This window comes from Celeribacter sp. SCSIO 80838, from assembly GCF_056498065.1.
The window spans coordinates 1,015,155-1,038,486 of sequence record NZ_JAZKMA010000001.1 but is presented as its reverse complement, the minus strand read 5'-3'; the positions used below and the strand labels follow the sequence as shown (position 1 = coordinate 1,038,486).

Annotated in this window: 21 protein-coding genes; 5 read left to right on the top strand and 16 right to left on the bottom strand. The window is 61.3% G+C overall.

What is annotated here, in order from left to right; all coding sequences use genetic code 11:
• Window positions 1-123 precede the first annotated feature (123 nt).
• Entirely contained in the window at window positions 124-2,541 is a 2,418-nt protein-coding gene (gene ppsA / locus V1475_RS05040) for a phosphoenolpyruvate synthase (RefSeq protein WP_479411871.1), read from the top strand.
• 67 nt (window positions 2,542-2,608) lie between these two features.
• On the opposite strand, the gene V1475_RS05035 is transcribed toward ppsA, so the two are convergent.
• The 10 genes from V1475_RS05035 to V1475_RS04990 form a co-directional block, all read right to left on the bottom strand.
• Window positions 2,609-5,701 carry an efflux RND transporter permease subunit gene (locus tag V1475_RS05035; protein ID WP_479411870.1) on the bottom strand — a complete coding sequence of 1,031 codons (3,093 nt, stop codon included), beginning with the start codon at window positions 5,699-5,701 and terminating at the stop codon, window positions 2,609-2,611.
• 3 nt (window positions 5,702-5,704) lie between these two features.
• On the bottom strand, window positions 5,705-6,877 hold the full coding sequence (locus V1475_RS05030; RefSeq protein ID WP_479411869.1) for an efflux RND transporter periplasmic adaptor subunit: 1,173 nt from the start codon (window positions 6,875-6,877) through the stop codon (window positions 5,705-5,707).
• A gap of 169 nt (window positions 6,878-7,046) precedes the next feature.
• The gene (locus V1475_RS05025; protein WP_479413954.1) at window positions 7,047-8,471 is read right to left on the bottom strand and encodes a gamma-aminobutyraldehyde dehydrogenase; all 1,425 of its coding nucleotides are present in this window, start codon (window positions 8,469-8,471) and stop codon (window positions 7,047-7,049) included.
• 30 nt (window positions 8,472-8,501) lie between these two features.
• The gene (locus V1475_RS05020; RefSeq protein WP_066707647.1) at window positions 8,502-9,311 is read right to left on the bottom strand and encodes an ABC transporter permease; all 810 of its coding nucleotides are present in this window, start codon (window positions 9,309-9,311) and stop codon (window positions 8,502-8,504) included.
• Window positions 9,301-10,254: an ABC transporter permease gene (locus tag V1475_RS05015; RefSeq protein WP_479411868.1), complete on the bottom strand. Its 954-nt coding sequence runs from the start codon at window positions 10,252-10,254 to the stop codon at window positions 9,301-9,303. The genes V1475_RS05020 and V1475_RS05015 overlap by 11 nt, the downstream gene beginning before the upstream one ends.
• Entirely contained in the window at window positions 10,251-11,234 is a 984-nt protein-coding gene (locus V1475_RS05010) for an ABC transporter ATP-binding protein (protein WP_479411867.1), read from the bottom strand. The genes V1475_RS05015 and V1475_RS05010 overlap by 4 nt, the downstream gene beginning before the upstream one ends.
• Window positions 11,235-11,292: 58 nt before the next feature.
• Window positions 11,293-12,459: an ABC transporter substrate-binding protein gene (locus V1475_RS05005; RefSeq protein ID WP_479411866.1), complete on the bottom strand. Its 1,167-nt coding sequence runs from the start codon at window positions 12,457-12,459 to the stop codon at window positions 11,293-11,295.
• 118 nt (window positions 12,460-12,577) lie between these two features.
• Window positions 12,578-13,480 (bottom strand): LysR family transcriptional regulator, encoded by a 903-nt coding sequence (locus V1475_RS05000; RefSeq protein WP_434289606.1) that lies wholly within the window; start codon window positions 13,478-13,480, stop codon window positions 12,578-12,580.
• 109 nt (window positions 13,481-13,589) lie between these two features.
• Complete coding sequence (locus tag V1475_RS04995; RefSeq protein WP_479411865.1) at window positions 13,590-15,272, bottom strand: flotillin family protein; 1,683 nt, start codon at window positions 15,270-15,272, stop codon at window positions 13,590-13,592.
• A gap of 50 nt (window positions 15,273-15,322) precedes the next feature.
• Complete coding sequence (locus V1475_RS04990) at window positions 15,323-16,063, bottom strand: OB-fold-containig protein (RefSeq protein ID WP_479411864.1); 741 nt, start codon at window positions 16,061-16,063, stop codon at window positions 15,323-15,325.
• Between the two features lie 158 nt (window positions 16,064-16,221).
• On the opposite strand from V1475_RS04990, the gene V1475_RS04985 reads away from it, so the two are divergent.
• The gene (locus tag V1475_RS04985; protein WP_434289611.1) at window positions 16,222-17,238 is read left to right on the top strand and encodes an AI-2E family transporter; all 1,017 of its coding nucleotides are present in this window, start codon (window positions 16,222-16,224) and stop codon (window positions 17,236-17,238) included.
• A gap of 31 nt (window positions 17,239-17,269) precedes the next feature.
• Here the strand turns inward: V1475_RS04985 and V1475_RS04980 are convergent, their stop codons facing one another.
• From V1475_RS04980 to V1475_RS04970, 3 genes are read right to left on the bottom strand one after another with little or no spacing between them, the layout of a single operon-like run.
• Window positions 17,270-19,018 carry a sensor histidine kinase gene (locus tag V1475_RS04980; RefSeq protein WP_479411863.1) on the bottom strand — a complete coding sequence of 583 codons (1,749 nt, stop codon included), beginning with the start codon at window positions 19,016-19,018 and terminating at the stop codon, window positions 17,270-17,272.
• Window positions 19,015-19,623 carry an RNA polymerase sigma factor gene (locus tag V1475_RS04975; protein ID WP_479411862.1) on the bottom strand — a complete coding sequence of 203 codons (609 nt, stop codon included), beginning with the start codon at window positions 19,621-19,623 and terminating at the stop codon, window positions 19,015-19,017. The genes V1475_RS04980 and V1475_RS04975 overlap by 4 nt, the downstream gene beginning before the upstream one ends.
• On the bottom strand, window positions 19,613-19,765 hold the full coding sequence (locus V1475_RS04970) for a NepR family anti-sigma factor (protein WP_434289617.1): 153 nt from the start codon (window positions 19,763-19,765) through the stop codon (window positions 19,613-19,615). Before V1475_RS04970 ends, V1475_RS04975 begins: the two co-directional genes overlap by 11 nt.
• Before the next feature lie 120 nt (window positions 19,766-19,885).
• Here V1475_RS04970 and V1475_RS04965 point away from each other — a divergent pair, with 120 nt between their 5' ends.
• Window positions 19,886-20,698 carry a response regulator gene (locus tag V1475_RS04965; RefSeq protein WP_434289619.1) on the top strand — a complete coding sequence of 271 codons (813 nt, stop codon included), beginning with the start codon at window positions 19,886-19,888 and terminating at the stop codon, window positions 20,696-20,698.
• A gap of 77 nt (window positions 20,699-20,775) precedes the next feature.
• On the opposite strand, the gene V1475_RS04960 is transcribed toward V1475_RS04965, so the two are convergent.
• Together V1475_RS04960 and V1475_RS04955 are read right to left on the bottom strand one after the other, a co-directional pair.
• Window positions 20,776-21,273, bottom strand: coding sequence for a Dps family protein (locus tag V1475_RS04960; RefSeq protein WP_479411861.1), 498 nt, complete (start codon window positions 21,271-21,273; stop codon window positions 20,776-20,778).
• Window positions 21,274-21,326: 53 nt separating this feature from the next.
• Window positions 21,327-21,500, bottom strand: a complete 174-nt coding sequence (locus V1475_RS04955) for a DUF1328 domain-containing protein (protein WP_226550082.1) — start codon at window positions 21,498-21,500, stop codon at window positions 21,327-21,329.
• Between the two features lie 156 nt (window positions 21,501-21,656).
• Here V1475_RS04955 and V1475_RS04950 point away from each other — a divergent pair, with 156 nt between their 5' ends.
• Both V1475_RS04950 and V1475_RS04945 read left to right on the top strand, forming a co-directional pair.
• Window positions 21,657-21,983, top strand: a complete 327-nt coding sequence (locus tag V1475_RS04950; RefSeq protein ID WP_479411860.1) for an ElaB/YgaM/YqjD family protein — start codon at window positions 21,657-21,659, stop codon at window positions 21,981-21,983.
• Between the two features lie 8 nt (window positions 21,984-21,991).
• Window positions 21,992-22,324, top strand: coding sequence for a phage holin family protein (locus V1475_RS04945; RefSeq protein WP_479411859.1), 333 nt, complete (start codon window positions 21,992-21,994; stop codon window positions 22,322-22,324).
• Between the two features lie 21 nt (window positions 22,325-22,345).
• Here V1475_RS04945 and V1475_RS04940 read toward each other — a convergent pair whose 3' ends face one another.
• Entirely contained in the window at window positions 22,346-23,125 is a 780-nt protein-coding gene (locus V1475_RS04940) for a metallophosphoesterase (protein WP_479411858.1), read from the bottom strand.
• Window positions 23,126-23,332: the final 207 nt, after the last annotated feature.

Here is a 23,332-nt window from a genome sequence, read left to right as displayed (position 1 = left end):
CCTCCGCGTCCGACCTGCGCAAAAATGGAGCAACTGAGGTAAAATACTCGTGAATTGACGCACGTCATACCTCGAAAACCGGAACTCTGCTATGGTCCCACCCGAAAAGACGGGAGGAAGATCATGACCTATTCTGATGTGAAATCGACCAGCGACACGCTCATATGGCTTGAACATCTCAAACGCGGCGATGTCGCCAAGGTTGGGGGCAAAAACTCATCTTTGGGCGAAATGCTGCACTCCCTGAGCGCGGCGGACATTCGTGTGCCACCGGGGTTTGCCACCACCGCAGAGGCCTATCGCATGTTCCTCGGGGCCAATAATTTCGGTGACAAACTTGAGCAAGAGCTTGACAAACTGGCCGATGGGCGGTCGACCCTGGCCGAAGCCGGGAGTGCGATCCGGGCGATCATCCGCTCCGGGTCTTGGCCGAAACAGATCGAGACTGACATTCGCGAGGCCTATCGCGAGTTGGGTCGTCGGGTCGGGCGCGAAAACCCGTCGGTCGCGGTGCGGTCCTCTGCAACCGCCGAAGACCTGCCGGACGCGAGTTTCGCCGGGCAACAGGAAACCTTCCTGAACGTTGTCGGTGAAGAGGCGCTTCTGTCGGCCTGTCGGCGATGCTACGCCTCGCTGTTCACCGACCGCGCGATCACCTATCGCGAACTCAAGGGCTTCGACCATCTCGATGTCGCGCTCTCCGTCGGCGTGCAACTCATGGTGCGCTCCGATCTCGGCGGCTCGGGCGTGATGTTCTCCCTCGACACAGAAAGCGGGTTCGACAAGGTGGCCTTGATCACCGCCGCTTGGGGGCTTGGTGAAAACGTTGTTCAGGGCGCAGTCAGCCCTGATGAATATCAGGTCTACAAACCTTTCCTCGATAAGGCAGGGACCACCCCGATCATCCACAAGGCGCTTGGGGCGAAAGAGATCAAGATGATCTACGGCACCGGGCAAAGAGCGGGCAAGAACGCCGCCACGCGCAACGTGCCGACCTCGCTTGCGGAACGGGAGAGCTTTGTCCTGACCGACGCTGAAATCCTCGAACTGGCTCGCATGGCGACGACCATCGAGGCACATTACGGCTGTCCGATGGACATGGAATGGGCGCGCGATGGCGAGGACGGCACGCTCTACATCGTGCAGGCGCGACCTGAAACGGTCCAGTCCCACGCCAAGGCGGGCGCGATGAAATCCTACAAGATCGGCGATCATGGCAAGGTGCTTGCCAAAGGTCTCAGCGTTGGCGAAGCCGTCGCCACCGGCGAGGTCTGCATCATCAAGAGTGCCGAACATATCGACCGTTTCGTCGACGGATCGGTGCTTGTGACCTCCACGACCGACCCCGACTGGGTGCCGATCATGAAACGCGCCTCCGCCATTGTGACGGACCATGGCGGACGGACCTCGCATGCCGCGATCATCAGCCGTGAGCTGGGCGTTCCGGCCATCGTTGGCACGGGCAATGCAACCCGCGTGCTGCATGACGGTCAGAGCATCACCGTCTCCTGTGCCGAGGGCGAGGACGGGGTGATTTACGAGGGCAAAGCCGAGGTCTCCGTCAGTGAGATTCATCTCGACGACGTGCCCGAAACGAAAACCCGCGTCATGCTCAACCTCGCCAACCCGGCCGCCGCAATGCGGTGGTGGCGGCTGCCTGCGGAGGGCGTGGGGCTCGCACGGATGGAATTCGTCATCAACAACGAGGTGAAGGTCCACCCGCTTGCCCTGACGCGCTACGACCAGCTTCCGACCAAAGAGATCAAGGCGCAGATCGACGCGCTCACCCGCGGCTATGCCGACCGGACGGAGTATTTCATCGACAAGCTCGCCATGGGCCTCTCGCGGATTGCCGCCGTCTATTACCCGACGCCGACCATCATCCGCATGAGCGACTTCAAAACCAACGAATATGCCGACCTTCTGGGCGGCGCGACGTTCGAGCCCAAGGAAAGCAACCCGATGATCGGGTTCCGGGGCGCATCGCGGTATTATTCGGACGCCTACAAGGACGGTTTCGCGCTTGAATGCAAAGCGATCAAAAAACTTCGCGAAGACATGGGGTTCGATAATGTGATCGTGATGATCCCGTTCTGCCGCACCCTCGACGAGGCCGACAAGGTGCTTGCCGTGATGGAGGAAAACGGGCTGAAACGCGGCGAAAACGGGCTTCAGGTCTATGTGATGTGCGAGATCCCCTCGAACGTCATCAGCGCCGACGCTTTTGCCGACCGGTTCGACGGCTTCTCCATCGGATCGAACGACCTGACGCAGCTCACCCTCGGCATCGACCGCGATTCGGAGGCGCTCGCAGATCAGTTCGACGAACGCGATCCTGCGGTGCTCTGGATGATCCGCACGGTGATCGAAAAAGCCCATGCCAAAGGGCGCAAGGTCGGTCTCTGCGGCCAGGCGCCGAGCAACGATCCGGGCTTTGCGCAGCTTTTGGTCGAGGCGGGGATCGACACGATTTCGGTCACACCGGACAGTTTCCTCTCGGTGAAAGCCAATGTGAAAGCGGCGGAAAGCACCAAAGGCTGAGCACAGCTTTGACGACAATAAAGGGCACCGGAAAGCCGGTGCCCTTTATTGTTTGGAAAGGCCTTGATCAGGCGTTCCGATCCGTCAGTTTGCGCACGATGACGTAGAAAGACGGCACCATGAAAATCCCGATGAACGTCGCCGCCGACATCCCGCCCAGAACACCGAAACCGATGGCATTCTGCGCCGATGCCCCGGCCCCCGAGGCCTTGGCCAGCGGCAGCACCCCGAGCATGAAGGCCAGAGAGGTCATCAGGATCGGACGCAGGCGCAGCTTGGCGGCCTCGACTGCGGCTTCGACCGCTTTCATACCCTTCTGCTCCAGCCCACGCGCGAATTCGACGATCAGGATCGCGTTTTTCGCCGCAAGACCGATGGTGGTGAGGATACCGACCTTGAAGTACACGTCGTTCGACTGATCGAACAGCCATGCAAACAGAAGCGCCCCAAAGACACCGACCGGCACGGAGAGCATCACCGAGAACGGGATCGACCAGCTTTCATAAAGCGCCGCGAGACAGAGGAACACGACCAGCACGGAGAGCGCGTAGAGGTAGGGCGCTTGGTTGCCGGATTGCTGCTCTTGGTAGGACAGCCCCGTCCACGCCACGCCATAACCGCCGTCCAACCCTTCCGCGAGGGCCTGGATCGCATCCATCGCCTCGCCCGAACTGGTGCCATCGGCGGGGGAGCCGGAGATCTCGATGGAATCGATCGCATCCATGCGCGACAGCGTCGGCGACACGGAGACCCATTCTGTCGTCACGAAGGACGCAAACGAGACCATATCGCCGTCGGTATTGCGGGCATACCAGTCCTCGATGTCTTCGGGCTGCATCCGGTAGGCGGCATCGGCCATGACGATCACCGGGCGCAGCGATCCGTTCAGATCGAAATCGTTGACCGACGAGCCCGCGAAGATGGTCGAGAGGATGGAGTTCACCTCGCTCACCGACACGCCGAAACTTTCGGCCTTTTGCTGGTCGATGATCAGTTTGAGAACCGCTTCGCTGTCGACGCCGGAAACGTCGATATTTTGCAGACGCCCGTCCTGATTGGCCAGTGTCTCAAGCTCTTCAGCCGCAGCGATCAATGCATCGCGCCCGGTGTTGCCGTAATCCACCAGCTCCATGGAGAAGCCGGAGGTATTGCCGAGGCCCGGAATGGCGGGCGGCTGCATGAACATCACCTGCCCGGCGCGCAGCCCCGCGAAATGCATCGTCGCCCGCTGCGCCACGGCAGAGGCCGAAAGGTCGTCGCCTTCGCGCTCGTCGAAATCCTTGAGCTTCACGAACAGCATCGCGGTGTTCTGCCCCGTGCCGCTAAAGCCGAAGCCCAGCGTCGCAAAGGTACTGTCCACGGCCGCGCTTTCGTCGTTCAAAAGATAGTCCTCGACCTGCGTCACAACCTGTTCTGTCTGCGGCGTGGTCGAGCCTTCGGAAAGGTTGACCATGACCATCAACACGCCCTGATCTTCCTGTGGTAAAAACGACGACGGCAGACGGGTGTAGACGCCCCATGCGCCCGCGAGGAAGCCCGCGAGGACAAGGATCATGAGGAAAGGCCGTTTGAGAATGCGCGCCACGGCAGAGGTATAGCCGCCGTTCGCCCGGTCGAAATTGCGGTTGAACCACCGCGCGGGGGCGATGCCTTCGCCATGTTTCGCGGGCTTGAGGATGGTGGCGCAAAGCGCCGGCGTCAGGATCAGAGCGACCGCCGCCGACAGCACCATGGCGGTGATGATCGTCACCGAGAACTGCCGGTAAATCACGCCGGTCGAGCCACCGAAAAACGCCATAGGCAGGAACACGGCAGAGAGCACAAGCGCGATACCGACGAGCGCGCCGGTGATCTGCCCCATGCTTTTCTCGGTTGCAGGCATCGGCGCAAGGCCCTCGTCCTCAATGGTGCGCTCGACGTTTTCCACAACGACGATGGCGTCATCGACCAAAAGCCCGATGGCCAGCACCATGGCGAACATGGTGAGCGTGTTGATCGAATATCCAAGTGCGGCGAGCACGGCGAATGTCCCGGCCAGAACCACAGGCACAGCGATGATCGGAATGATCGTCGCCCGCCATTTTTGCAAGAACACGAGGATCACGAGAAACACCAACACGATGGCCTCGATCAGCGTATGATAGACCTTTTCGATCGACAACTCGACAAAGGGCGAGGTGTCATAAGCGTATTGGATTTCCACACCCGCGGGCAAAGAGGCCTCCAGATCGGAGAGCGTTTCGCGCACGGCATTGGCCGTATCGACCGCGTTCGCCCCCGTGGCGAGGTTGACCCCGAACCCCGCGGCATTCGCGCCGTTGAACCGCGCATCTGAGCCGTAATCCTCCTGACCGATCTCGATGTCCGCGACATCGCCCAAAACGACGGTGCTCCCGTCTTCTTCGGTGGTCAAAAGAATGTTTTCAAACTCCTCGACGGAGGTAAGCTGGCTCTGCGCGGTGATGGTCGCGGTGAACTGCTGGCCCTCGACCACGGGCAATTCGCCCAACGAACCAACGGACACCGTGGTGTTCTGTGCCGTCACAGCATCCGTCACATCGGCAGGCGTCAGGTTATATTGCGCAAGCTTGAGCGGATCGAGCCAGATGCGCATCGCATAGCCGGAACCGAAGCTGTTGATCCCGCCCACACCATCGGTGCGCTGCACAGGACCCGAGACCTGATTGTCGAGAATGTCGCCCAACTCAATTGTGGAATAGCTGCCATCGGTGGAGACAATCGCACCAACCATCAGGATCGAAGACGACGACCGCGAAACGGTCACGCCAGAGTCCTGAACCGCGTCGGGAAGCTGACTTTCGACCTGCGAGATTTTCGATTGGACCTCGTTTTGCGCATCAATCGGATCGACGCTCTCATCGAATGTGAGCGAGATCGAGGAGGAACCCTCGCTCGACGAACTCTGCATGTAGAGCACGCCGTCGATGCCAGTCAGGGCATCTTCCAGCACGGAGGTCACGGAGTTCTCGACCGCATCGGCGGTGGCCCCGGAATAGCTCGCGGAGATACGAACGGTTGTGGGCGCGATGTCGGGATATTGCGACACGGACAGCTGGGTATAGGCGAAGAGGCCCGCAAGCATGGTCACAATGGCCAGAACCCAGGCGAAAACGGGGCGGTGGATGAAGAAACGAACCATGGCTTAGTCGGCCTCGGACGTCGTGGTGGCATCCTCGACCACACCGGCTGCGTTGATCGTCACCGGAACGGTGGTGATCGACGCGCCATCGGCGAGGTTAGTGAGGCCGTCGAGGATGATCTCATCGCCGACCGACACCCCGTCGGTGACAATCCAGGCGTTGTCGGAGGTCCCGCTGTAACTCAGCGTCACCCGATGCGCCGTGCCGTCTTGGGCCACGAAAGCCGTCAGGGTTCCATCCGATTGCCGCGTCGTCGCACGCTGTGGCACCAGAATGGCCTTCGAGGTGCCCAGCGTGACATCTACACGAAGGAACTGGCCGGGCAGGATCATGCGATCTGGGTTGTCGAATTCGAACCGCATGTCGATGGAACCTGTTGTGGTCGAAACCGTCACACCCGGGCTGACCATCGTACCTTTTCCGTCGTAAACCTCGCCATTCTCAAGCGTCAGCGTCACATCCAGTTCCTTGCCGGGAGACAATGTGCCCTCCTCGAATTGTTCTCGGATGCGCATCCGCCGTGCCGAGCTTTCGGTGACGTCGACATAGATCGGATCGAGCCGCGTCACGGTGGTCAGAGCATCGCTTTGATTGGCCGTGACAAGCGAGCCGACGGAGAATTCCGGCACATCCGGGATACCGGCAATCGGGCTTTTGATCTCGACCCGATCGAGATCGAGCTGGGCCTGTTGCAAATCCGCTTCGGCGCTTTTCACGCTGGCCTTCGCTTGTGCCAAAGTCGCCCGCGCGCTTTCCAGATCGGAGGTGGAGGCACCGACGCCTTCGAGCTTGGCATAGCGATCATAGGCCGCCTGCGCGGTGGTCAATGTGGCCTCGGCACTGTCGCGTGCGGCCTCGGCGGAGGCAAACGCCGCCTCATAGGTTTCCGCATCGAGCCGGAACAGCACATCCCCCTCATTCACGCGCCGCCCGGCGGTATACACGATCTCTTCGATCACGCCCTCAACGCGCGGACGGATCTCTGTCTGCTCCTTCGCCACGGCGCGCCCCGGCAAGGTCGTCGTAAACGGCACATCGGTCTCCGTCAGCGCCATGACACCCACTTCCGTCACCTGCCCCGCCCCCTCGGGTGCGCCCTGCGCATAGGCCGCAAACGGCGCGGCGAAACAGAACATGGCGGCGGAAATGCGAAGCGCCCGCAGGGGAAGAGACATAGGAAAGTCCTTTTTGGTTGACGTAACGTGAGACGACATCGCCTTTATACGCAGAGATCGCGTCATTCTGTCTCAAAAATTTAGCGCGCCATCGCCGGGTGTCACACAAACAGAAAAAAACGGGCGATGCCTGACACCGCCCGTCCGTATTTCTGCTGTGCAAGTGCCGTTAATGCGCGATCATCACATGGCGCACGACGGAATAGTCTTCGAGCGCATAAGAGGACATGTCCTTGCCATAGCCCGATTGCTTCATGCCCCCGTGCGGCATTTCATTGGTGAGCATGAAATGCGTGTTCACCCATGTGCAGCCATATTGCAGCTTGGCGGCCACCTGCATGCCTTTCGAAACATCCTTGGTCCAGACCGAGGAGGCGAGGCCGTAATCGCTGTCATTCGCCCATTTGATCGCCTCTTCCGGCTCGTCGAACCGGGTGACGGACACCACCGGACCAAACACCTCGCGCCGAACGATTTCGTCGGTCTGAAGCGCACCAGCAACGACGGTCGGTTTGTAGTAGTACCCCGGTCCATCGGGGATCTCGCCGCCGGTGGTGATCTCGATATGATTGGCCTCACGCGCCCGCGTCACGAAACTCGCCACACGATCCCGTTGCCGCAGAGAAATCAGCGGACCGATCTCGTTGAGGCTGTCATCCTCATTGCCAAAGGGAATGTCGGCGACCGTCGCCGTCAGATCGGCGACGAATTTGTCGTAAACCTCGCCTTGAACATAAACGCGGCACGCGGCGGTACAGTCCTGACCGGCGTTGTAGAAGCTGAACGCCCGAAGCCCCGCCACCGTGGCCTCCAGATCGGCATCGTTGAACACGATGACCGGTGCTTTGCCGCCCAGTTCGAGATGGGTGCGCTTGATCGTCTTGTTCGCGGCTTCGAGAATTTTGCGCCCGGTCGCGATGTCGCCGGTGAGCGAGATCATCGCCACTTTCGGGTGGTTGATCAGAGCGGAACCGACCGTCTCACCACGCCCGAGAATGATGTTCACCACACCTTCCGGCAGGACCTCGGCAAAGATTTTCGCCATGGCGAGGGCTGTCAACGGGGTCTGCTCGGAGGGCTTGAACACAACCGTGTTGCCCACGCCGATGGCGGGCGCGATTTTCCACGCCATCATCATCAGCGGATAGTTCCACGGCGCGATGGAGGCGACGATCCCGATGGGATCGCGGCGGATCATCGAGGTATGACCCGCAAGATATTCGCCAGCCACAGGCCCGGTCATGCAGCGCACGGCCCCTGCGAAAAACCGGAAACAGTCGATGATCGCGGGCAGCTCGTCGCCCAGGGCCAGAGGACCGGGTTTGCCGCAGTTGAGTGCTTCGAGGGCGGCGAGGTTTTCCGCCTCCGCCTCGATCTTGTCGGCGATTTTGAGAAGGTAGCCGGAACGCTCGGCGGGCGTGGTGCGGGACCAGCTTTCAAAGGCTTTCTCGGCGGACGAAACCGCCTCCTCGACCTGCGCCAGAGAGGCCTCGGGCAGGGTCGTGATGATCTCACCCGTGCGCGGGTTGAGGATGTTTTCCTCGGTCTCGGTGCCGGAAACGAGTTTCGCGCCGATCAGCATTTGCGTGCTCATGAGGGTCGTCATGGGGGTGTCTCCCTGTTCTTATTTCTCGGAACCGGCGGTGTGTTCGCCGTCTTTGGTCAGGTAATAGGCCGCGAGGATCGGAAGGACCGTCACGATCACGACTGCCATGGCAACCACATTGGTCACGGGGCGTTGACGCGGGCGGACGAGCTCTTCGAGCATCCAGATCGGCAAGGTGGTCTGGTTGCCGGCGGTGAATGTGGTGACGATGACCTCATCGAAGCTGAGGGCAAAGGCCAGCATCCCCCCCGCCAGCAAGGCGGTTGCGATATTGGGCAGGATCACGAGGCGGAAGGTCTGAAGCCCATCCGCGCCCAAATCCATAGAGGCATCAATCAACGCCCCGGACGTGCGCCGGAACCGGGCCACCGCGTTGTTGTAGACGATCACGATACAAAAGGTCGCATGCCCCAAAACGATGGTCCAAGTGCTGAACGGGATGTCCAGAAGCGAGAACGCGGACCGCAGTGAAATCCCGGTGATGATCCCCGGCAAAGCGATGGGCAGGATCACCAGAAGCGAAATGGTCTCTCGTCCGAAGAATTTGGACCGGGCCACGGCCGCGGCAGTCAGAGTGCCGAGGAGAAGCGCCAGAACGGTCGAGATCGCGGCGACTTTGACGGAAAGCCCCATGGCCTGCCACACATCCGCGCGCCCTAAAGTGACGCCGATCCATTTGGTCGTGAAGCCGGGCGGTGGCCATTGAAAGCTCTTTTCCTCGGTCGAAAAGGCATAGAGGAAGATGAGCGCAATCGGCGCGAGGAGGAAGAACAAGCCTCCGAAGGCGGCAATTTTCAGGCCCAGAGGGGAACGGGTGTCAGAGTGCATCGAAAGCCCCCATTTTGCGCGCGCCCCAGAGGTAAATCCCCATGATCACGATCGGCACCACGGTGAAGGCCGCGGCGAGCGGGATGTTCCCGGCGGTGCCCTGTTGGGTATAGACCGCCTGCCCGATGAAAAGGCGCGAGTTACCGACGATCTGCGGCACGATGTAATCGCCGAGCGTCAGGGAAAAGGTGAAGATGGAACCCGCCACAACACCCGGGAGCGCCAACGGAAACAACACCATGCGAAAGCTTTGCTTAGGCGTCGCGCCCAGATCGGCGGCGGCCTCTGTGAGGTCTTTGGAGACACGTTCCAGCGAGGCCTGCACCGGGATGATCATATACGGCAGCCAGATATAGAGAAACACGAGGAAGGTGCCGATGTAGCTCACCGACAGGGAATTGCCGCCAATCACCGGGATCGACAGGAGCCCGTCCAAAAGCCACGTCAGATGCAGCTTGGCAAAGACCCAGTTCAGAATGCCCTCTTTCGCGAGCACCAGTTTCCACGCGTAGACCTTGACGAGATAGCTCGACCACAGGGGCAGCATCACGCCGATATAGAACAGCGCCTTCCATTTCCCCTTCGCGTAACGCGCCGCGAAATAGGCGATGGGAAAGGCGACGACGGCGGCGGCCACAGTAACGGCGGCGGCCATGCCGACCGTACGCAGGATGATGTCGAGGTTATAGGGCCGCAAAAGCTCGCCATAGGTCTTGAGCGTAACCTCATGCACAACGACGCCGGAGAACTCGTCGATGGAGAAAAAGCTCTGGATCAGAAGCGCGATTAATGCCCCGATATAGACGATGCCCAACCAAAGCGTGATCGGCAACACCATGAGGAAGGTGAACATCCGCGGATGGCGAATGATCCAGTCGACCGTGCGCGCCAGCGGGCCGGAACGCGGGGCAAAAATGGCCGCATTTGAGGAGAGATCGCTCATGCGCCCTGCCCCATCACATGCACGCGGGCCGGGTCCCAAGAAATCTTGGTTGTCTCACCGATTTCGGGCGCATCCTCGCGCGCCGGGATCAACGCGGTGAGGCTTTGCCCCGCCAGATCGAGCGAGAGCTTCGTCACACGCCCATGGAAATAGCGCCCGGTCACGGTTGCCTCACGGCCCGCAGCGTCGAGCACAACATCTTCGGGGCGCAAAGAGGCCCATTGTCCCGACGCGCCCGCGCCCACCAGATCGGCGGGAAGGACGTTCGACGAGCCGACGAAATCCGCCACGAAGCGCGTGTTCGGGCGGCGGTAGATGTCCTCGGCGGTGCCGACCTGTTGGATTTTGCCATCGGCAAACACCGCCACACGGTCGGCCATCGACAGGGCCTCGTCCTGATCGTGGGTGACGAAAACAAAGGTCAGGCCCAGCGCGCGCTGCAATTTCCGAAGTTCTTCCTGCATCTGTTCGCGCAGCTTGAGATCGAGCGCGCCCAGAGGTTCGTCGAGCAAAACGACGCGCGGTTTGTTGACCAAAGCACGGGCCAGAGCCACACGTTGACGCTGCCCGCCCGAAAGCTCGCCTGCACGACGATTGCCGTAGCCGCCCAGCTCGACAAGCTCCAGCGCCTCTTCCGCGGCGCGGTGACGTTCGGCCTTGCCGACACCCTTGACCCGAAGCCCGAAGGCCACGTTGTCGCGCACATTCATATGCGGGAAGAGCGCGTAGTTCTGGAACACGGTGTTCACGTTGCGCAGGTAAGGCGGCACACCTTCGGCACGTTCGCCGAAAATCTCGATATGGCCCGCGGTCGGTTGTTCGAAGCCTGCAATCAGGCGCAGGCAGGTGGTCTTGCCGGACCCCGACGGCCCGAGCATGGCAAAAAACTCGCCGTCCCGGATCGAGAGATCCACCTCATCCACGGCTTTCACAATTCCGAAATGGCGCGACACGCCCCGGAAGGTTACTGCATCAGTCATCTTTGGTCTTTCAGGGAGGGCGCCCGGACCTTTGACGATCCGGGCGGTTTTGGCGAAATCAGCGGCCGCCAATCACACCGATGTAGTCGGAGACCCAGCGGTAATAAGGCACACAGCTGCCCTGGCTTTCACAGCTCGACACAGGAGTTTGCCAGAAGCGGATCTTGTCGAAATCGTCGAGACCGTTCTCGGAACAGCCCTCGGCGGTCTGCATACCCGAACCGTCGGCGCAGGCCTCCGGCACGGACGGCACGGCGCCGAACCAGACGGAAAGGTCGGATTGCAGGTTCGAGTTCAGCGAATGCTCCATGAACTGATAGGCACAGTTCGGATGTGCTGCATCGGCATGCAGCATGAGCGTATCGGCCCAGCCCGTCGCGCCCTCTTCCGGGATCACGGAGGCGACCGGCACCCCGTCGGCTTTCAAAAGGTTGACCATGAAGGGCCAGGACGACGAGGCGACCATGCCTTCGTTTTTGAAGTCGTCGATCTGGATGAAGGCGTCATGCCAGTAGCGCGACACGAGCGTGCGTTGGGTCCGCAGAAGATCGAGCGCTGCGGCGTATTGATCCTCATTGAGTTCATAGGGGCTGGTGATGCCCAGCTCCGGCTGATGCGCCATCAGGTACATCGCGGCGTCGGCGACATAGATCGGCCCGTCATAGGCCTGCACCCGGCCCTTGTTGCTTGCGCCATCGGCGAGCGTCATCTCTTCGAAAACGACATTCCAGCTGGTCGGCGCTTCGGGGAAGGCTTCGGTGTTGTACATCAACACGTTCGGCCCCCACATGAAGGGCGTGCCGTAATGCGTGCCTTTGACGGTGTGCCAGGGCGCATCTTTCAGACGGTCATCGACCCGCGACCAGCTCGGGATCAGATCGGTGTTGACCGGCTGCACACGCCCGCCCGCGATGAGGCGCAGCGAGGCGTCGCCGGAGGCGGTCACAAGGTCGAACCCGCCTTCGTTCATCAGCGCGACCATCTCGTCGGAGGTGTTCGCGGTCTTGATCTCGACCTTACAGCTGGTGGCCTCTTCGAATTTGGTCACCCAGTCAAAGGCCGGATCGGTTTCGCCGCGCTCGATATAGCCCGGCCAGGCGACAATGGAGACGGTGCCTTCGCCCGCTCCAAGTTCGGTCATCATATCGGCGGCGTGAAGCGGAACGGCGGTGGCCGCGGTGAGCGCGAGGCCCGACACGCAGGCCTTGAAAATCTGTTTCATCATGGCTTTCCCTGTTGCAATGGGAGGTTGGTCTCCCTTGCGCACAAACCTGTGAAACTCTTTTCGGTTTCACAAATTCAATTCTCAGGTTTTGGGTATCGGAAATATTGATACCGTGATTTTACTTCGTGTTTTTATGGGCTTGCGCCGCCAGAATAAATTCACGCGTCACGCGCGTCAGCGGCGCGCCTTTGCGCCAGACGATTCCAACCTGCACAACCGGTAAGCTTCCGGAGACATCGCGGGACACGATCCGGTCGCCTTCGAGCGACCAGCGGCGATAGACCATCTCCGGCAAAAGCGCGATTCCCGCCCCCGTCGCCACAAGCGATCGCACCGCCTCCACCGACCGGGTGCGAAACGCCACGCGCGGGCGTGCCCCGAAAGCCGACAGAAGCTTGCGCGTCGCCTCCTCGATCTCATCGATCCGGAGCATGATCATCGGTTCGTCCGTCAGATCCTCGATCGACACCGACGGTCGTGTGGTCAGTTCATGCCCGTTCGGCAACCAGAGCTGATAGGGCGAGGTGTCGATGATCTCGGTCTGAAGCGCCATGCGGTCGCGCATATTGGTGGTCACCATCACCGCCACATCCAGCTCGCCCCCCACCAGAAGGTGTTCGAGATAGTCGCCGGTATCTTCGAGCGCCGTCACCTCGACCTGCGGATTGGCGCGACGAAACCGCGCGAGAATATCGGACAGCACATAGCCCGCCACAAGCGAGGTCACCCCGACATGCAGCGTCCCGGTCAACGCCTCGCTTTCCTGCGTCAAGGCGTGACGTGCATCCGAGACACCCGCCAGAATGCCCGTCGCATGCCGCAGAAACTGATGTCCCTTATGGGTGATATCGAGCCCACGCGGATGGCGCGTAAAGAGCGGCACGCCGAGGTCCGTCTCAAGCTCTCGGATCGCTTCGGTGACGGCTGACTGCGAAATCGCCAATGCCTGAGCCGCGCCAGACACAGTGCCGGTTTCGGCCACGGCAATGAAATAGCGAAGTTGTTTGAGTGTGAATGCCATGCGATGTGCTTAACGCGGCGCATGGCGCACTGTCCATCGCCTTGGCACAATGGAAACGGTCGCGACGGGGCTCCCCTCGCGACCGTCCACGGTTTTGCCCTGTCCCGGCTTATGCCTCAGACTCGGCCGGTGTCTCGGGAACTTTCGGTGCGGGTGTCACGGCCTCTTTCACATCCAGAACATCCGCCACCATCTGGCTCATGCCCTTCTCCATGTTCAGACCAACCTGCTTGCCAATTGCATCGAGCGCCGGAAGCTGAAACGCCATTTTGCGCATCTCATCAAAGGCCTGATTGACCAAACCGTCACCGCCGGATTTCGGAGCCTCAACGCCTGAGCCGCCACCGCCATTCAAACCATCGACCTTGTGAATGGTGATCCCGCCGATTTTCTCGGCCGGCTTGACCATTTCGGCGACGATCTGCGGCATGGCTTCAAGCCGCGCCTTGGCGAGACGGAAGTCGATGATCGCCGCCGACAAGCCGTTTTCCGCCTCGGCCAGCGCCCGCGTCCCTTCGGCTTCGGCGAGTTTCTGGGCGCGCATCCCGTCGGCCTGGGCGAGCTGTTCGGCCTTTTCGGCCTCGGCGCGGATCGTCACCTTGTCGGCTTCCGCCTGCGCCAGTTCGCGCATTGCCGCCGCCCGGTCGTCTGCCGCTTCGCGCTCGGCTTTGGCCGCCACCCGGATCGAAGTCGCGTTTCTCTCCGCCTCTTCTTCCGCGGCAAGGATGGTCAGGCGTTTCTGACGCTCCCCTTCCGCCACACGGCGCTCCGTCTCGATGGATTCGGTCGCCTTGATCGCCTCGGCCTTCGCCAAATCGGCGCGCGCACGCGCCTGGCTTTCGGCCTCCGATTTCTCGGCCACCGCGATCTGACGCTCCTGTTCGGCAATCTCGATCGCCTTGCGACGTTCCTGCTCTGCGATCTCGATGGATTTCTCGCGCGCAATCCGCGCCTGTTCGGCGGCTGTCGCGGCCTCTTCGTGTTTGCGCGCTTTCTCGGAGGCTTCGCGCGCCGAGAGTTCTTCCATCTTCACACGCTGAGCCACGCGCGCTTCTTCCTGTTCGCGCTCCACCTCGTAGCGTTTCACCTCCGCCTCCTGACGCGAGCGTGCCACGGCAACCTCCGCCTCCGCCTCGATGGCCGCACGCTGTTTGCGGCTGTCGGCGATACGCTCAGCCTGATTCTTGAGACCTTCGGCGTTGAACACGTTGTTCTCGTCGAGCCCGCCAAGCGGCGTCTGATCGAGCGCGGTCAGCGACACGGATTCGAGTTCGAGACCGTTCTTGCGCAGGTCTTCAGTGACCGTCTGCTGCACCTGCTGGACAAAATTCGCCCGGTTTTCATGCAGATCGTCGAGATCCATCTTGGCGGCAACGGCACGCAGACCGTCGACCAGCTTGCCCTCGACCATCTCGCGCAGCGCACGTTCGTCGAAGGTCCGGTCGCCCAGCGTCTGGGCGGCGCGCGCGATGCCCTCTTCGGTCGCCTGCACCGTGACGTAGAATTCCACGCCGACATCGACCCGCATCCGGTCCTTGGTGATCAGCGCGGAATTGCCGTCGCGGCGCACCTCGAGCCGGGTGGTCCGCATGTTGATGCGGGTGACCTCATGCAACACCGGCACCACCAGAGTGCCGCCGTCGATGATCACCTTGCGCCCGCCTGTACCGGTTTTGACGAGGCTGACCTCGCGGGTGGAGCGTTTGTACATGCGCGCGAAGGCCAGCGCCACGACGAGGAACGCGACGATGATGAGCAGAAATGGCATGGCAACGCCAAGAATGAGATTCATCTGGAATATCCTGTTTCAAGAGTGTGGTAGGTCATAAGTCTGAGGATGTGTCACCCGAGCTGAACGAGGCGCAACTCTCCACCGCGCGGCCGCAGTACGAGCACTTCCGCCCCTTGCGGGATTTCGTCCTTGTCGGAGAGCGGCTCCAGCATGGCATAATGAGTGTTGCCGTAACCGTCGGTGATCCGCACCTGCGCCGGGCTGCCGCGCCGGGCGGTGCCGACGGTGACGGTGCCGCGTCGGCGCCCGAGGCTGCGCTCGGAAATCGCGGCGGTTTCATCGCGCGGGATCAAACGTGCCAGAGCGCCTGAAAGGGTCCGGGTGAGCCCAAGCGCGGGGATGAGCGCCAGCGGCACGGCGACGAGGCGGGGCAACATCTGGCCGAACACGGCCATCACCCCGGATTGCAGCGCAAGCCCCGCCCCGGCAAAGAGCGCGAGGAAAATCGCCAGCCAGATGGTCAGGGGTTGCTTGCGCAGTCCGAGGAAATCGGGAAGCCCACCGGAAGACGGGACCGAGGCGACCTCACCGGGCACTTCGGGAAGCTCTGCCGCAGCCAACCCGATTTCGATCTCGGCGGCCAGATCGACCGGCACGTCCAATTCAACCGCAAGCTCCGGCGCACTCATCCCGACGAGGTCCACATCAAGATCCGGCATCTCGCCCAGCTCCGCCTCGGGCCCCCCGCTCGACAGGCCGGTTGTCAGCAACAGAAGTTCGAGGACCAGAAGAAACAGGACAAGCCCGGCAGAGATCAGAAAGGGGAAAATCTCGGGTTCGAGAAAAGACATATGAAACAGCACCATCCTAGCGTCGGCCCAGCGCAATGGGAGCCTGACGGTCTGCGTTGAAGTTATGATCTCGGCAGGCCGCAATCAAGCTGTGATCGACTGTTCTCCGGAACCCGCCCCCCGCCCTTTGCGTTGTTCTGCAAAATGGAGACAAAAATATGACGCGAAACGCGCAAGGGCATTGGGCCTTGATCATCTTGACGCTCATTGCCGTAATCGCGGCGCTCGATCTGGCGCAGGCGCTGGTTGCGCCTTTCGTACTGGCCTTCGTCTGTGCCGTGGTGCTCTCGCCGGTCTCCGCCTTCTGGAAGCGCCTCGGTGTGCCGCCTGCGATGGGCGCACTGATGAGCTTCGCCTCTGTGCTGGCGCTTCTGGCAGCGCTGATCTTTCTGGCCGAACCCGTGATCGAACAGGCCTATGCGCAAATCCCGAGCATCAAATACGAGCTGAGAGAAGGTCTCAGCCACCTGCGCCAAGTGTTTCGCGGCATCAGCGACGTGACCAAGGAGGTGCAGGACACGATCTCTCCCGACACCTCCGGCTCGGACGGGTCGCAATCCGTGGCCCTGCCCTCGCTCGGGGACGCGCTCTTTGCCGCCCCCTCTCTGCTTGCCCAGATCCTGCTCTTTGCCGGGGCATTGTTCTTCATCCTGCTGTCGCGAGACGAAGTTTACGAGGGCCTCTCGAAACTCCATCCCGCAGGACCATCCGTCACCTGCCTGCGCGATGCGGACGCGCGGGTGTCGCGCTATTTCCTGACCATCACGCTGATCAACACCGGCTTCGGCGCGATTGTTGCCGGGGGGCTTGCGGCCATGGGACTGCCCGGCGCTCTGCTCTGGGGCGTCGTGGCGGCCCTGATGAATTTCATCCTCTACATCGGCCCGGCGATGGTCGCCGTATCCCTGCTCATCGCGGGCATCATGGCCTTTGACGGCGCGGCATCCTTCCTTCCGCCGCTGACATTCATTGCGCTGAATACCCTCGAAGGCCAGTTCGTCACGCCGACACTGGTCGGACGACATATGCAGGTCAACCCGCTCCTGGTGTTCCTGTCGCTGTGCTTCTGGCTCTGGCTTTGGGGGCCGGTCGGCGGTTTTGTGGCCATCCCGCTTCTGGTCTGGGGGTTGGCCGTGTTCCGGGGATTGGGACCCGAAACACGGCACACGTCCTGATGCACCCCGTTCAGGGCTCAGGAGCCAATCCTCAGTCGATCTCGTCGATCTCGCTGTCCGTCTGGGTCTCGTCAAAGGAGGCGATCGGGAAATCCACCGCAACGCTGAAGAGAGCATCGCCTTCCTCAACCTCCAGCTTGCCCCCCAATTGTTGGGCAAAGGCCTTGATCAAATTGGTGCCAAGCCCCGTGCCGTTCACCTGTTCGGGTGGCAAAAGCGGCGTGCCCTTGGTGTTGGTCACAGTCAAACGCGCCGTGCCGGGCTCAAAGGTCTTCAGGCGCACCTCAATCCTGGGCATCTCCCCCTCCGGGCGACCGATGTATTTCAGCGCATTGGTCGTGGCCTCAGTGGCCAGAAGGGACAAAGGCACCGCCTGATCGGGATAGAGCACGACCGGATCATACTCCTCCGTGCTTTTCAGATGCGCCTCATTGGCAACGCTCGCGCTGACCAGCTTGCCGATCGTGCTGCGCAGCAACTCGTCGGCCCGCACCCGGCCTTCTGTCGTAGTCTCGTAGAGGCTGCGGTGCACAGTCGCGATGCTCATCACACGGCCCTGCACCTCCTTGAGGGCAAACCGTGCCTCGGGGGTTTTCGCCTTGCGCACCTTCATGTTCACGATGGAGGCGATCAGTTGCAGGTTGTTCTTGACCCGGTGATGCACCTCCTTGAGCAGGACGGATTTGTCATGGATCGTATCTTCGAGTTCCGCCTCGTCGCGGATCACGGTTTCCGCCAGATCGTGCCAGACGCGATCAATCTCGCGCAACTCACGCGGCAACCCCGGATCGCGCGAGCGCTGATCGTGGCGTCGCGACACAGCGAAATCGCGCATGTCACGGCTCAGGCGACGGATCGGCTTGATCACCAGCCGGTGCACCGCGAAATAGGCCACACCGAGACTGGTCAGCCACATGGCAATCGGAAAGAACATCGGCGAGGCAATCGACAGGCCCGGCGCAACCGAAAGCCGCTCCCGTGGCCAACTGCCGATGGCATAGACCTGATCGCGCAGGATCGGCACCACGGCGAAGACACGTTCCTCGCCGTCGTTGGTCTGCCCGGTGAAGGAAAAGCGATACTGCCCGACCAGTCCGACCAGTGGGCGCTTGGCAGGCAATTCCCCGACCACACCCTGCAACCCACCGGCCGCGCTCAGAATTTCGCCCTCATTGTTGAAAGTGATGAGATCCACCGGTCGGTCGAGCGGCTGGTTCTCGACCTTCATGCGGGTTTCGTTATGTGGCAGAGAGACGGTCACATAGCCGTCGTAGGCCTCATTGTGATAGACCGGTGCGGACAGGACGATGACCGACGTCTTGCTGATCGGCGCATTGAAAATCAGATCACTGCGCGGACCGGGATGCTGCGTCATGCCCTGATAGACTTCGCGGCCTTTGAAATTATAGCCAACCGCACTTGAACCGCATTTCAGGATGCCATCCGCCCCAACATAGCCGGCAAAGGAAAACGCCTCGTTATCGGTTATGAAATCCACGAAAATCCGGTTACAGGCCGACGTGTCCGCTTTAATCGACGGTATCACCGCCGCGAGCGCATCCGTTGCGCCAAACCCGGCACGGATCAGCGCCTCTTCGCCCGCTGCGGCCTGTGCCGTGAGCGCAAGCAAATTGCTCTGGGCGCGTTCGTCCGCCGCCTCGGAAAACTGATGCGTGATCGAGACGGCGATCAGTCCGATCGGGAAAAGCGCAATCGACAACAGCGTCGCAATGCGCAATCCCAACCCGTCGACAGAGCGACGCCAGTCTTTCAGCTTCACGCAGCAGTCCCCCGGCTCGGCACAGCGGAACTCATCACGGCCAGGGTCTCCTGATCGGTCAACTCAAGCGTATCGCCCTCTTCCAGCTCCATCAATTCCGTAAGCCTTTGACGTGCGCGATTAACGCGGCTCTTGATCGTACCGACCGCCACGTCACAGGTCTCGGCGGCCTCCTCATAGGAAAACCCCATCGCGCCGACCAGCATGAGAGCCTCGCGTTGCTCGGCTTTGAGCTGCACGAAGGCGGCTTCGAAATCGGCCATGGCGAGGCGCCCGTCATGGTCCGGTTTCTTCGCAAGTGTGGCCGCGAAGACGCCATCCGTGTCCTGCACCTCGCGTTTACTCTTGCGACGGTCGGAATAAAACGTGTTGCGCAGGATGGTGAAGAGCCAGGCGCGCATATTGGTGCCAACCTGAAAAGAATCTATGTTCTTCCATGCCTTGATCACCGCATCCTGCACCAGATCGTCCGCCTGCGACAGGTTCCGGGTGAGGCTGAGGGCAAAGGCGCGCATTGCGGGCAGATGGGTGACGATCTCTTCGCGAGGATCGAGTGCGAGGCCGTTTTCACGGCCGCTCTGGGTCGGACTGTCCTCACTGGTCATTCTGGGCATCCTGTTCCTTGAGTTTCTCAAGCAGATCCAGAAACCGGTCCGGTATCTCTTCCTCCAGAGTCTTTTGATAGACCCGTTTCAGATTGGCCTCGATTTGCTCGTCGAGCTCGTGTTTTGATTTGTGTTGCGCCATTGTCATTCCCGTCTCGAGATCCCCTGAACATGGTATCCCGAAAAATTTTAACACCCTTTGTGGAACCAAACGCGTTTCGCCTGCGTTCGGTTCCGAGAAAATCGAAAAAGGACGAAATTTATGTCGACAGCTCCGACAGAGAAGAAACTGTCCCTCATTGTGGCCAGCCTTCTGCCCTATCTGCGCCGCTACGCACGCGCGCTGACCGGAGACCAACAGACCGGGGACAAATATGCCGCGACCACGCTCGAGGCGCTGCTGAGCGATCGTTCGGTGTTCGATCAGATCGAAAGCCCGAAAGTGGCTTTGTTCCATGCATTTCACCTGATCTGGTCGAGTGCCGGTGCGCCGACGGGCGAGGACGAGACCGGGCTCGCCAAACGCGCTCAGGCCCACTTGCGCCGCCTGACGCCCAACACCCGCGAGGCGCTGTTGCTTCACACGATCGAGGAATTCACCCTCGATGAGGTGGCCGAGATCATGGGCACCGATGTCGATGAGGTCGAACACCTGTTGAGTGTCGCCGAAACCGAAATGTCCGAAAGCATTCAGGGGCGTGTCATGGTGATCGAAGATGAGGCCATCATCGCACTCGATCTTCAGGGCATCGTCGCCGACATGGGCCACCAGATCACCGGCGTGGCCAGTATCGCCAGCGAAGCGGTGAAACTCGCCGCCGAGACCCGGCCCGATCTGATCCTCTCGGACATTCAACTCGCCGACGGCTCCTCGGGCATCGACGCGGTGAACGACATTCTCAAGAGCGCCGCCGACATTCCGGTGATCTTCATCACCGCCTTCCCCGAGCGGCTTTTGACCGGCGAACGCCCGGAACCTGCTTTCGTCATCACAAAGCCCTACAGCGAGGACCAAGTCCGCTCTGCTGTATCCCAGGCGATGTTCTTTTCGAGCACGGAAACCCTGGTATCCTAAGCGACACCGATCCGTTCGGCATAGGAAAACGCCCCGCCGAAATCCGGCGGGGCGTTTTATGTTCGAGGCTCAGAGAGTCACGATTTCGCAATCGCCCGAAGCATCCAGGCCGCTTTCTCATGGAACGCCGCGCGCGCGGTCGCCAGATCGGCGGTCACATCGTCATCGTGCTCTTCTGCAAGCTTGATCAGCCTGTGCATCTGGGCTGCGAGATGTTCGTGGTCGGACGCCAGATCGGCCACCATCTCATGCGCGCTCGGCGATTTCGGCGCGTCTTTGAGCTTCGCACCACAAAGCACATCGCTCACCGACATCGGCGCCAATTGCCCAAGCGCGCGGATGCGTTCGGCCAACTCATCGGTCGCCTCGAACAGCGCGCCGTATTGCTCTTCGGTCAGCGTGTGAATGCTGTAGAACAACGGGCCTTCGACGTTCCAGTGATAGATATGGGTCTTGAGAAGCAGCGTGTAAGTGTCTGTCAAAACCTGCGCGAGACCCTCCGCAACGGTCTTGGGCGATTTGACGCCGGTTTTGACGGTGGTCGCTTCGGGGGTGGTTTCGAGAATATCTGCCATGATGCGTTCCTTTCAAATGTGATGTTCGGCGAGGGGAGGCAGGGGGCGCCGGATCAAACCGGCGGCTTGCCCCGCACCGCCCGTGCGACCATCGCCAGAAGGAACAGGACGATGAAGATGAAGAACAGGATTTGCGCGATCCCGGCGGATGCGCTGGCGATGCCACCGAAGCCAAAAACCCCGGCGACAATCGCGACGATCAGAAAAGTAAGTGCCCAGCCAAGCATGGGAGCCTCCTAAGTTGCGATTGTTTGGTGCGTCCTCTGACGCGGTCTGGGGAGTCAACGCAGGCTTTCGCGGATTGGTTCCAAACAGGTTTTCCGGAACATTCTGACCGGCCTGCGCGTTGGGTCGACAACATGGAAATGAAAAGGAGACTGATTATGACTCGCGCTCAAACCAATGGTGCCGTCGAACAGACATCCGCCGATCTTTCGGCCCAGATCGAAACGCTGAAAGCCGATGTGGCTGCGCTGACCAGCACGTTTGCGGACTATGCCCGCGCCCAAAAGGAACACCTCGGCGCCACCGCAGAAGACACATATGAGGCTGCGAAACAGAAAGGCGCGGAGACCGCCCACCAAGCCCGTCAACAGGCGCGTGACGCCTATGCCGGAGCGGAACAGGCGGTGCGCGACAATCCGGCGACCTCCGTCGGCATTGCCGCAGGCGTCGGCTTTCTCGTCGGCCTTCTGACCGCGCGTCGCTGAGGCCCCTCATGCTGAACGCCGTTCAAACAAAAGTGGCCCGGGGCGCACGTCGTGTGGCCTGGGTCTCTGCCGGAATGCTCCTGCTTCTGGTCGGGGCCGGTTTTCTGACCACCTCGGCCTGGCTCGTGCTGTCCACCCTGCACGGTGCGCAATTCGCCGCCCTCGTGATCGGGCTGTTCTATGTCGGCGCGGGCCTCATCTCTCTGGCTCTCGCCACGAAACGTCAGGTTCCCGCGCCAGCGCTCGCGCCCCCTTCCGGCCCAAGGCAACAAGATGTCTTCGCACGGCTCGCCATGGCGTTCAGCGAGGGTTTTCAGGTCGGCACGGCGATGCGCCGATGAGGCACGACCGCCTCGTGGGGTTTACCGGGTTCTGGCCTGGATGAACTCCATCTGCCCGTTTTCGATGATCGCCGCGGTGAGGCGTCCGGTGGCATAGGCGCCGGTGTCGATGGAAATGACGCCGTTTTTTTCCTGCGGCAGATCGACGATGGTATGGCCGTGCACGACCCACAGACCGTCGTCGCGGGCGTGTTGGCCGAAGGCCTTGTGCCCCCAGGTCAGCGCCTGTTCGGTTTGCGCCGCAATCGGCGTCGCGGGATCGGCCCCGGCATGGACCACGGCGACATTGCCGCTCCCGAACCACCGCGGGCGCGCGGCGAGCCAGTCGTGCAGGCCCTCGGGCATGACCTCCAGCAGCCGGTCCCGCGCGCGGCGCAGCGCCTCGGGCGCATTCTGCACCCCGAGCTGGAAAGCCCCGAAGCTCGCCATGGTCTGCAACCCGCCATGGCGCATCCAGCGATTTCCGGCCTGTTCCGGCTCCCGCAGGAAGGCCAGCATCATCTCTTCGTGGTTGCCGAGGAGGAACACGGTGTCGGGACGGTCCGCTTCGAGCGCCCTGAGACGGTCGAGCACCCCGGCGCTGTGATCTCCCCGGTCGATGAAATCGCCGACGAAGACCCAGCGCGCACGCGGCGCACGCGCGCAGAGCCGGTCGATCATCTTGTCCAGACAGACCAGTTCACCGTGCAGATCCCCGACAATGGCCAGCGCCGTTTCGGGGGCTGGCGGCCCCCCTTCGAAGCGCTGCGGGAGAGGCAGGTCCGTCTTCTGGGGCCTGCGGCGGAACACGTGTCTGAACACAGCTTGGTCCTTTTCAATTCGGCTTTGAGCGGACAAATCCCGCGCGCCGTCTCATCGTCTCATCGTCTTGCGCCGGTCAGAGGTCTGGCCGCTCCGGACAGGCTGCCGCCCAGTTCGACCGCAGGGGGGCAAGCCGTGGCTTCGGGTGACGATGGCATTTTACGGCTCAAATTAAGAGCAAAAAAGCGCCGATCGCTGCAAATGTTT